Annotated in this window: 9 protein-coding genes; 3 read left to right on the top strand and 6 right to left on the bottom strand. The window is 71.5% G+C overall.

Features of this window, described 5'->3' with window-relative positions; all coding sequences use genetic code 11:
- Positions 1–194 precede the first annotated feature (194 nt).
- Positions 195–1,364, top strand: coding sequence for a trypsin-like serine peptidase (locus tag ACFWA7_RS21800; RefSeq protein WP_385540007.1), 1,170 nt, complete (start codon positions 195–197; stop codon positions 1,362–1,364).
- A gap of 107 nt (positions 1,365–1,471) precedes the next feature.
- On the opposite strand, the gene hflX is transcribed toward ACFWA7_RS21800, so the two are convergent.
- From hflX to miaA, 6 genes are all read right to left on the bottom strand, one after another.
- Positions 1,472–2,977 (bottom strand): GTPase HflX, encoded by a 1,506-nt coding sequence (hflX, locus tag ACFWA7_RS21795; protein WP_385540009.1) that lies wholly within the window; start codon positions 2,975–2,977, stop codon positions 1,472–1,474.
- Positions 2,978–3,166: 189 nt separating this feature from the next.
- Positions 3,167–4,612: a M1 family metallopeptidase gene (locus ACFWA7_RS21790; protein WP_385540011.1), complete on the bottom strand. Its 1,446-nt coding sequence runs from the start codon at positions 4,610–4,612 to the stop codon at positions 3,167–3,169.
- A gap of 80 nt (positions 4,613–4,692) precedes the next feature.
- Complete coding sequence (locus ACFWA7_RS21785) at positions 4,693–6,780, bottom strand: RelA/SpoT family protein (RefSeq protein WP_385540013.1); 2,088 nt, start codon at positions 6,778–6,780, stop codon at positions 4,693–4,695.
- Between the two features lie 139 nt (positions 6,781–6,919).
- The gene (dapF, locus tag ACFWA7_RS21780) at positions 6,920–7,804 is read right to left on the bottom strand and encodes a diaminopimelate epimerase (protein WP_385540014.1); all 885 of its coding nucleotides are present in this window, start codon (positions 7,802–7,804) and stop codon (positions 6,920–6,922) included.
- A 172-nt stretch (positions 7,805–7,976) separates the two neighbouring features.
- On the bottom strand, positions 7,977–8,561 hold the full coding sequence (locus ACFWA7_RS21775) for a hypothetical protein (RefSeq protein ID WP_385540072.1): 585 nt from the start codon (positions 8,559–8,561) through the stop codon (positions 7,977–7,979).
- Between the two features lie 106 nt (positions 8,562–8,667).
- Positions 8,668–9,606, bottom strand: coding sequence for a tRNA (adenosine(37)-N6)-dimethylallyltransferase MiaA (gene miaA / locus ACFWA7_RS21770; protein ID WP_385540016.1), 939 nt, complete (start codon positions 9,604–9,606; stop codon positions 8,668–8,670).
- A 182-nt stretch (positions 9,607–9,788) separates the two neighbouring features.
- On the opposite strand from miaA, the gene ACFWA7_RS21765 reads away from it, so the two are divergent.
- A complete protein-coding gene (locus ACFWA7_RS21765; RefSeq protein ID WP_385824635.1) occupies positions 9,789–10,055 on the top strand; it encodes a hypothetical protein in 267 nt (88 codons plus the stop codon).
- A 94-nt stretch (positions 10,056–10,149) separates the two neighbouring features.
- Positions 10,150–10,389 (top strand): antitoxin, encoded by a 240-nt coding sequence (locus ACFWA7_RS21760; RefSeq protein ID WP_385540019.1) that lies wholly within the window; start codon positions 10,150–10,152, stop codon positions 10,387–10,389.
- The last annotated feature ends 85 nt before the right edge of the window (positions 10,390–10,474 follow it).

Here is a 10,474-nt window from a genome sequence, read left to right as displayed (position 1 = left end):
CTCTCCACGAGAGCTCCCGGACCCCTGTGCGAGACCCCCACGCGCTACCGGCAGAGTGGGGGGCCGCGAAACGGCGGTCCCGGAAGACCCCGCTTCGCGATATGACGTGTCCATGGCAACCCACGCCGTCTCGGCGTGCTGCCCGGCGCGCGCAACTGAACAAGGTACGAGCAATTTCAGGGGGAATCGTTTCCATGCGATCCATACGTCCGCTGCTGGCCGCCACCGGCCTGGTGGCGGCACTCGCGCTGACGGCCACCGCGTGCGGCCCCGGCGACGACGACGCGGACAGCAAGCCGTCCGCGTCGAGCACCGCCCAGGGCAAGGGCGACCAGGGTCTTCCCGACGACGTCGCCGGCGCCCTCAAGAAGCACGGCGTCGACCTGGACAAGTGGAAGAACGGCGACTGGAAGAACTGGGACAAGTCCAAGTGGCTGCGTGACGCCAGGGACTTCGTCAACCCGGTCATCGCGGACCTGTGGAAGCCCGAGCGGATGAAGTCCGCCAAGGACCCGCAGAAGACCATGGCCGCCGGCGACGTCAACGGCGACCAGGGCATCAGCGACCCGGAGCCGCGGCCGGTCCAGGCCAAGGCCGAGAGCCTGCCGTACCACAACTACGCCGCCCCGGTCGGCAAGGTGTTCTTCGACTCCCCCGAGGGCTCCATGGTGTGCTCGGGCACCGTCGTGAAGGACCCGGCGCACCCCGGCAAGTCCAACATGGTGTGGACGGCGGGCCACTGCGTCCACGCGGGCGCCAAGGGCGGCTGGTACCGCAACATCGCCTTCGTCCCTGCCTACAACGACAAGGGCAAGTCGGCGGCGCAGCTGCGCAACGCGCAGCCGCAGGAGGTCGCCCCGTACGGCGCGTTCTGGGCCGACTGGGCCTCGACCTCGGGCGAGTGGATCACCGGTGGCGGCCCCACCGGCGGCACCGGCGCCCCGTACGACTACTCCGTGCTGCACGTGAAGCCGGAGAACGGCACCAAGTCGCTTGAGGAGACCGTCGGCAACGCGCTGACCGTCAACTTCTCGACGCCGGCCGCGCACTCGGTCTCCGCGATGGGCGCCTGGGGTTACCCGGCGGCGCCGCCGTACGACGGCCTCAAGATGTTCAAGTGCGTCGACCGCCCCGGCCGTCTCTCGGTCAGCCCCGGCACGCCCGCGATGTACCGCATCGGCTGCACGATGACCGGCGGTTCCTCCGGTGGCGGCTGGTTCATCACCGGCACCGGCGGCAAGGCGGAGCTGGTCTCCAACACCTCGATCGGCCCGGTCACTTCGGGCTGGCTGGCCGGACCCCAGCTGGGCGCCGGCGCCCAGCAGATCTTCACCCAGATGAGTCAGAAGTACGGCGGCCGGTAGGGCTGCTGACACCTGACACCTGACGACGACAAGGCCCGCCCCCTCGTACGGAGGGGGCGGGCCTTGTTCGCGTCTGCGGGCCGGTCAGTGCCCGGCCGCGCCTGCGGTCAGTGCGTCGCCGGTACGTACGGAGCGAGCTCCGCCGCCAGCACCTCGTGCACCCGCGCCTTGAGCAGCGTGCCCTCCGGGGTGTGCTCCTCGGAGATCACCTCGCCCTCGGCGTGCGCGCGCGAGACCAGCTGTCCGTGCGTGTACGGCACGAGGGCCTCGATCTCGACCTCGGGGCGCGGCAGTTCGGCGTCGATGATGCCGAGCAGCTGCTCGATGCCCATGCCCGTACGGGCGGAGACCGCGATGGAGTGCTTCTCGATCCGCAGCAGGCGCTGGAGGACCAGCGGGTCGGCCGCGTCCGCCTTGTTGATCACCACGATCTCGGGCACGTCGACCGCGCCCACCTCGCGGATCACCTCGCGCACGGCGGCCAGCTGCTCCTCCGGTGCGGGGTGCGAGCCGTCCACCACATGCAGGATCAGGTCGGAGTCGCCGACCTCCTCCATGGTGGAGCGGAACGCCTCGACCAGGTGGTGCGGCAGGTGCCGGACGAACCCGACGGTGTCGGCCAGTGTGTACAGCCGGCCGCTGGGCGTCTCTGCCCGGCGCACGGTCGGGTCGAGGGTGGCGAACAGTGCGTTCTCCACCAGGACGCCCGCGCCCGTGAGGCGGTTGAGCAGCGAGGACTTGCCGGCGTTGGTGTACCCCGCGATGGCTACCGAGGGGACCTTGTTGCGACGGCGCTCCTGGCGCTTGATCTCGCGGCCGGTCTTCATCTCCGCGATCTCCCGGCGCATCTTCGCCATCTTCTCGCGGATCCGCCGCCGGTCCGTCTCGATCTTGGTCTCACCGGGACCACGGGTGGCCATGCCGCCGCCGGACGAGCCGGAGCCGCCACCGCCCATCTGCCGGGAGAGCGACTGGCCCCAGCCGCGCAGCCTGGGCAGCATGTACTGCATCTGGGCCAGCGAGACCTGGGCCTTGCCCTCTCGGGACTTGGCGTGCTGGGCGAAGATGTCGAGGATCAGGGCGGTCCGGTCGACCACCTTGACCTTGACGATGTCTTCCAGATGGATCAGCTGGCCGGGGCTGAGCTCACCGTCGCAGACCACGGTGTCGGCGCCGGACTCCAGGACGATGTCCCGCAGCTCCAGTGCCTTGCCGGATCCGATGTAGGTGGCCGGGTCGGGCTTGTCGCGGCGCTGGTAGACGCCGTCGAGCACCAGCGCGCCCGCTGTCTCGGCGAGTGCGGCGAGCTCCGCCAGGGAGTTCTCCGCGTCCTTGAGCGTGCCCGTGGTCCAGACGCCCACCAGCACGACGCGCTCCAGGCGCAGCTGGCGGTACTCGACCTCGGTGACGTCTTCGAGTTCGGTGGAGAGGCCCGCCACGCGCCGCAGGGCGGCACGCTCGGAGCGGTCGAGCTGCTCGCCGTCCCGCTCGCCGTCGATCTCGTGGCTCCAGGCGACGTCCTCTTCCATCAGGGCATCGGCCCGAAGGCTCTCGGTGCGGTTCTTCTCCGCGAAGCTCTGCTCGTCCTGGGAAGGGGATGAAGAGGAGGTCATTGGATCCTTACGTCGTTGGAATGCGGTTACGTCGGTCACAACGCGTAATGGACCCGAAAGATTCCCGAGTGGAATCCGGCCCCGGCAGCGCCGCCGACCCGTCGATGGTCGCACGGTGCCACCGGGCCCGTCACCCCGGTTTTCCGGCGCTCGGCGGCGCCGGGGACGGGTGCCCCGGCGCCCGTGCCCCTAGGCGTGCCGGGGTGCGGCGCTGCGCCAGTCCTTGTGCCCGGGCATCGGCGGCGTCTTCGCCCCGTACAGCCAGCCCTGGAAGAACCCGGCGAGGTCGCGCCCGGCGACCTCGGACGCCAGGCCGACGAAGTCGGCGGTGGCGGCCGTCCCGTCCTCGTGGTCGCTCACCCAGCGCCGTTCCAGCTCGCGGAACCTCGCCGTGCCGATCTCCTGCCGCAGCGCGAACAGCACCAGCGCGCTCCCGTCGTAGACGACCGGCCGGAAGATGCTGATCTTCTGGCCGGGGGCGGGCGGCTTGGGGGCCGCGGGCGGCCCGCCGGCGGCGCGCCAGCCGTCGGACTGGCGGTAGGCCTCGCGCATCCGCGTCTCCATCGGCCGCTTGCCGTGCTCCTGCGCGTACAGCGCCTCGTACCAGGTGGCGTGCCCCTCGTTGATCCAGAGGTCGGACCACGCGCGCGGGGAGACGCTGTCGCCGAACCAGTGGTGCGCCAGCTCGTGCACCATCACCGAGTCCACGTACCACTCGGGGTACCCGGCGCGCAGGAACAGCGCCCGCTCGAAGAGCGACAGTGTCTGGGTCTCCAGCTCGAACCCGGTGTCCGCGTCGGCGATCAGGACGCCGTACGTCTCGAACGGGTACGGCCCGACCTGTTTCTCCATCCACGCGATCTCGGCCGGCGTCTTCCTCAGCCAGCGCTCCAGCTGCTGCCGGTCGGCCACCGGGACGACATCGCGCACGGGCAGCCCGTGCGGCCCCTGGCGGCGCACCACGGCCGAGCGGCCGATGGAGACCTGGGCGAGCTCGGTCGCCATCGGGTGCTCGGTGCGGTACGTGGAGACGGCCCGGCCGCCCGCCCGCGTCCGGCCGGTCTCCAGCCCGTTGGCGACGACCGTGTACTCCTTGGGGGCGTCCACCCGGAAGGTGAACATCGCCTTGTCGGAGGGGTGGTCGTTGCACGGGAACACGCGGTGCGCGGCGTCGGCCTGGTTGGCCATCACCAGGCCGTCGGTGGTGCGCACCCAGCCGCCGTCCTCGGCACCGCGCGGGTCGCTGGTGTGCCGGACGGTGATCCGCAGCCTCTGTCCTCCGTACACCCGGTGGCGCGGGGTGATCACCAGATCCTCGTCGGCGCTCGCGAACTCGGCCTGCTCCCCGTTCACTTCGACGGCGTGGACGGTGCCGTGCGCGAAGTCCAGGTTGATCCGGTCGAGCCAGCCGGTGGCGCGGGCATCGATGGTGGTGACGGCCTCAAGCGGCTTGCTGTTGTCGCCCTGATAGGTGAATCCGATGTCGTACGAGAGGACGTCGTACCCGGGGTTGCCCAGACGCGGGAAGAGCGGATCGCCGATTCCGGCCGGGGCGGGCGGCGGAACGGCGGCCAGGACACAGGCGGCTGCGGTGGCCAGCAGAGCGGCACGCACACGGCGCGAGGAGAGCAGCATGCCCTACTGCTACCAGCACACCGTGCGAGGGCGGGGCCGACGCGCACCACCCCCACCCGAACGAGCGTCGGCCCGTCGGTTCAGCCGGCCGCGGCCGGGTGCTGCGCGCGGGTCACGTCGTACACCCCCGGCACATCGCGCATCACGCGCATCAGGGCGGGCAGCTCGGCGGCATCGGCCAGTTGGAGCGTGTAGGTGTGCCGCACACGCTGCTCGCTGGGCGGCTCGACGGTGGCGGAGACGATCGCGGCGCCCGCCGTGGCGATGGCCTCGGTGACGTCGGCGAGCAGGCGCGGGCGCCCGAACGCCTCGGCGACCAGCGTGACCCGGCAGGCGGCGGTGTCACCCCAGCGCACCCCGACCCTGGCCCGCCCGAGCGCCGTCATACGGGCCACCGCCGGACACTCCTCGCGGTGGACGGTCACGGCGCCGCCGCGCACCGCGAAGCCGGTGACCGCGTCCGGCGGGACCGGCGTACAGCACCCCGCGAGCCGTACCGTCGCGTCCGGCAGGTCGGTGACGGCGTTGGCGGCACTGCGCCGGTCGGTGGTGAAGGTGACCTGCGGGCGGGGCGCGGCCGCCGGGATCTTGACCCCTTCGGGGTGGTCGGCGAGCCAGCCGGTGATGGCGATCCGCGCGGCCGGGGTCCTGGCGTGGTCGAGCCAGTCCGGGGACGGCCCGGAGGCGGCGTCCTGGGCGAGCAGCAGCTGCACGGTGTCGCCGTCGCTGAGCACCGTACTGAGCGTCGCCAGACGGCCGTTGACGCGCGCTCCGATGCAGCGGTGGGCGGCCTCGCCGTACTGGCCGTACGCGGCGTCCACACAGCTCGCTCCGGCCGGCAGGCCCAGGGTGCGGCCGTCGGCGCCGAAAACGGTGATCTCGCGGTCCTGCGCCAGTTCCTCCCGTAGGGAGGACCAGAAGGTGTCGGGGTCCGGCGCGTTCTGCTGCCAGTCCAGGAGACGGGAGAGCCAGCCGGGCCGGGTGGGGTCCTCGCGCTCGTCGGCCGCCGGGTCGGCGCCGTCGCCGGGCCCGCCCCCGGCGTACGGATTCCCGAGGGCGATGACGCCGGCCTCGGCGACCTTGTGCATCTGGTGGGTGCGGATGAGGACTTCGGCCACCGCGCCGTCGGAGCTCGCCACCGCCGTGTGCAGCGACTGGTACAGGTTGAACTTGGGAGCGGCGATGAAGTCCTTGAACTCGGAGATCACCGGGGTGAAGCAGGTGTGCAGTTCACCGAGGACGGCGTAGCAGTCGGCGTCCTCGGCGACCAGGACGAGCAGCCGGCCGAGGTCCGTGCCGCGCAGCTCTCCGCGTTTGAGCTGGACACGGTGGACGGAGACGAAGTGCCGTGGCCGGATGAGTACTTCGGCGCTGATGCCGGCCTCGCGCAGCACGGCCCTGACGCCGTCCGCGATGGCGGTCAACGGGTCCTCGGAGCCCGAGTGGGCCGCGATCAGGGCACGGGTGTGCTCGTACTCCTCGGGATGGAGGATGGCGAAAACCAGATCCTCCAGTTCGGTCTTGAGGGCCTGCACCCCCAGCCGTTCTGCCAGCGGAATCAGCACGTCACGGGTGACTTTGGCGATCCTCGCCTGCTTCTCCGGGCGCATCACGCCCAGGGTGCGCATGTTGTGCAGCCGGTCCGCGAGTTTGATCGACATCACGCGTACGTCGTTGCCGGTGGCGACGAGCATCTTGCGGAAGGTCTCGGGCTCGGCCGCCGCGCCGTAGTCGACCTTCTCCAACTTGGTGACGCCGTCCACCAGATAGGTGACTCCCTCACCGAACTCCGCCCGCACCTGATCGAGCGTCACCTCGGTGTCCTCGACGGTGTCGTGCAGCAGCGAGGCCGTCAACGTGGTGGTCTCGGCGCCCAGTTCGGCGAGGATGAGGGTGACGGCCAGCGGATGCGTGATGTACGGCTCGCCGCTCTTGCGGAACTGGCCCCGGTGGGACGTTTCCGCGAGTACGTACGCGCGCCGCAGCACCGCCAGGTCGGCGTCGGGGTGATGGGCCCGGTGCGCCTCGGCGACGTGCCCGATGGCGTCGGGCAGCCGGTCGCGCGACGTGGGGCCCAGCAGGGCGGCCCGGCCCAGCCTGCGGAGGTCGATCCTGGGAAGTCCGCGTCGGCGACTCTGCGCGTCAGGATTCGTGGCCTCTGCACTCATGGGGCACCTCCGGCAGCATCGACCGGCGGTGGAAAGGCAGGCGTGCCCTCCGGGCCGGTGCTTGATGCTACCGACCCCACCACGTGGCGCAGTCCGGCTCTCGCTCAGCGTGAACCGGATCACCCATTCGAGCGAAGGTTCAGGCCACGGCCGTTTCAACCGTTTCGAGGAGCGCCGGGTCGATCACGCCTTCGGCGACGATCACGGCGGGGCCGGTCATCTCGATCTCGCCATCGGGGAACTCCGTGATCACCAGAGTCCCGCCCGGGAGGTCCACCGTGTACGTCACGGGGGCGCCGGTGACGGCGGGGTCCGCGCCGTCCCTGCGCGCCGCCGCCACGGCGACCGCGCACGCGCCCGTGCCGCAGGAGCGGGTCTCGCCGGAGCCGCGCTCGTACACCCGCATCGCCACGTGGCCGGGGCCCCGGTCGACGACGAACTCGACGTTCACACCCTCCGGGTAGACGGCGGCCGGGCTGTACGGCGGCACCGAGCGCAGTTCTCCCGCGTGGGCCAGGTCCTCGACGAAGGCGACCGCGTGCGGGTTGCCCATGTTGACGTTGCGGGCGGGCCAGCTGCGTCCCTCGACCGCGACCGTGACGCCCTCTTCCGGCAGCACGGCGCGGCCCATGGAGACCGTGATGTCGCCGCCCTTGGAGATGTGTGCCTTCTTGACCCCGCCCCGGGTGGCGATCGCCAGGTCGCCCTCCTCGACGAGCCCGGCGCGCTGGAGGTACCCGGCGAAGACGCGCACGCCGTTGCCGCACATCTCGGCGATCGAGCCGTCCGAGTTGCGGTAGTCCATGAACCACTCGGCCTCGCCGGCCATGGTCTTCGCCTCGGGGTGCGCTGCGCTGCGCACGACGTGGAGCAGCCCGTCGCCGCCGATGCCGGCCCGGCGGTCGCAGAGGCGGGCGACGGTGGAGGCGGGCAGGTCGACGGCGTTGTCCGGGTCGGGGAGGATCACGAAGTCGTTCTCGGTCCCGTGGCCCTTGAGGAAGGTGAGCGGCGAGGTGTTGTTCACGCCGTCAATCGTACGGGTGCCCACTGACAACGGGCCGGGACGCTCCGGGACGACGTGTCCAGGGCGGGGGGGGCGGGGTCGTGGGTCCCCGGGCGGGGGTGGGCGGGGTCGACGGGTTCTCGTCGGAGTCGGCGGGCACCGGACTCCGCCGGCCCACGCCGACCCGCGGCGCTCAGCGCAGCCGGGCGACGCGCCAGACGGCCAGTGCCACCGCCGCGGCCAGGCCGCCCACGTACAGCCCGATCACCCGCCAGTCGGGGCGCTCGCCCGATCCGCGCGCGGGCAGCCCCGGCCACGTGTAGCCGACCCGGCGGGCGGCCATCATGCCCCAGCCGGCGGCGCAGCAGCTGATCAGGAGGCCGAGCATGGCCACGACCGGGCCGCCGTCGCCGAACTCGAAGGCGAGCGGGAAGGCGAACATCAGCGAGCCCATGGCCGCGAGCATCACGATCGGCGCGAGCTGCCAGATCCGCAGCCTGCGCTGCGGGCGGATCTCGACCTCGACCTCGCCGCCCTCGGCGAGCACACTGTCGTCCTGCGGTCCGTCGGGGGTGAGTCCGACGGCTCCCGGCACGGCCGGGCCCAGGGCACCGACGACCAGCTCCGCGGGGCTCGGCTCCGGGGCGTCGCGGTGGGCGGGCTCCCGTCCGGCGTCGCTCACGTCCGGCCCTTCCGACACTGCCGTCACTTCCGAAGGACCCGGTTGCGCGGGCTCGTCCCGCGTTCCGTGCTCTCTGTCGCGAGGGCCGGCCTCCATCGCCACGCGCCCTCCCAACTCGGACTCCACTGGTCGATCGAGGTCGATGATGGCACGCGCGCGGGTGCCGGAATGACCGGCGGTGCGTCCCGATGCCATCACGTGATCAGGCTGTGACCGCTCGTTCGACCAACGCCAGCGCCTGCCCCGGGAGTTCCCCTCGGTGCTCGACAGCACCGCTCAGCCAGTGCACGCGCGGGTCCCGGCGGAACCAGGAGTCCTGGCGGCGCGCGAAGCGCTTGGTGGCGCGGACGGTCTCGGCGCGCGCCTCGTCCTCGGTGCACTCCCCCGCGAGCGCCGTGAGCACCTGCTGGTAGCCCAACGCGCGCGATGCGGTACGCCCCTCCCGCAGCCCGTGGGCCTCCAGCGCGCGCACCTCGTCCACCAGGCCCGCCTCCCACATCCGGTCGACCCGGACGGCGATCCGCTCGTCGAGCTCGGGACGGCCGACGTCGACGCCGATCTGCACGGTGTCGTACACGGAGTCGTGGCCGGGCAGGTTGGCCGTGAACGGCTTGCCGGTGATCTCGATGACCTCCAGGGCCCGCACGATCCTGCGGCCGTTGCTGGGCAGGATCGCGCGCGCCGCCCCGGGGTCGGCCTCGGCCAGGAGCCGGTGGAGCGCGCCGGGCCCGTCCTGCTCCAGCTCGCGCTCCAGACGCGCGCGTACCTCGGGATCGGTGCCGGGGAAGTCGAGCACGTCGATCGCGCCGCGCACATAGAGGCCGGAGCCGCCGACGAGGACCGGCGTGCGGCCCTCGGCGAGCAGCCGGTCGATCTCGGCGCGGGCGAGCTTCTGGTACTCGGCGACGCTGGCGGGCTCGGTCACGTCCCAGATGTCCAGGAGGTGGTGGGGCACTCCGCCGCGCTCGTCGAGTGTCAGCTTGGCGGTGCCGATGTCCATCCCCCGGTAGAGCTGCATCGAGTCGGCGTTGACGACCTCGCCGCCGAGCTGCTGGGCCAGGAAGACACCCAGATCGGACTTTCCGGCCGCTGTGGGGCCGACGACGGCGATGACCCGCGGTGCGGGAGCTGCAGTTCTCACTGTCACAGTCTCGCAAACCTCGGCCACCGTCCCCGAACGAGCTACGTGACGGGGCGCATGCGGGTTCGTTTTCTGTTGCGAGGTTCCGACCGCCGGTTTGCCGAGCCGGTACCCCCGGGCGACGCAATGAGGCGTCCGGGTGGGGCGGGATTTCGCCCACACGAGTACGCTATGGAGTAGATATGGGTGTTTTTTCAAGGTTTCGCCGTAAGGCCGATGAGGCTGTAGCGGAGTCAACCGAGGAGGCGAAGTCCGCCACCCTGACGGCCGATGGGGAGGCCGCGGAGGGCGAGCCGGAGACCGCCGCCACGGAGGGTTCCGAGCCTGCCGCGGAGGCCACGGCGGAGGAGTCCGCCGAAGCGGCGGCCGCCGAGGGCGTGGAGATTCCCAAGCAGCAGTCGGCGGAGGAAGCGGCGGACAACGAGGCGGGCGAGAGCGCCCGGAAGTGACGCGGCGTATGCGCGCAATTCGTACGGTCCCCTGATCGAGGGCGTGCAGTTCCCGAGATGAGGACAGAGGGAAAACAGAGGGAAAGGTGACCACATGGGCTTCTTGGAGAGCCTGAAGGACAAACTGGCCCCCGCCAAGAACAAGGTGTCCGACTTCGCACAGCAGCACGAGGCAAAGATCGGACAGGGGCTGGACAAGGTCGCCAGGACCGTCGACGAAAAGACCAAGGGCAAGTACAGCGACAAGATCCAAACGGGTACGGGGAAGGCCAAGGACGCCCTGGACCGGATCTCGCACAAGGACGACGGCGGCACCCCGCCCCCGACGGCCTGATCACCTCGGGGACGGCCGTGGAGCACTCAAGCTCCACGGCCGTCCCCGTGTGGTGTCGCGGCCCCGTGCGCCGCCTGGCACGCGC

The sequence above is a fragment of the Streptomyces sp. NPDC059994 genome, from assembly GCF_042737755.1.
GTDB lineage: Bacteria > Actinomycetota > Actinomycetes > Streptomycetales > Streptomycetaceae > Streptomyces.
The sequence above is the reverse complement of the archived record's forward strand: the minus strand, read 5'-3'. Positions and strand labels throughout refer to the sequence as shown.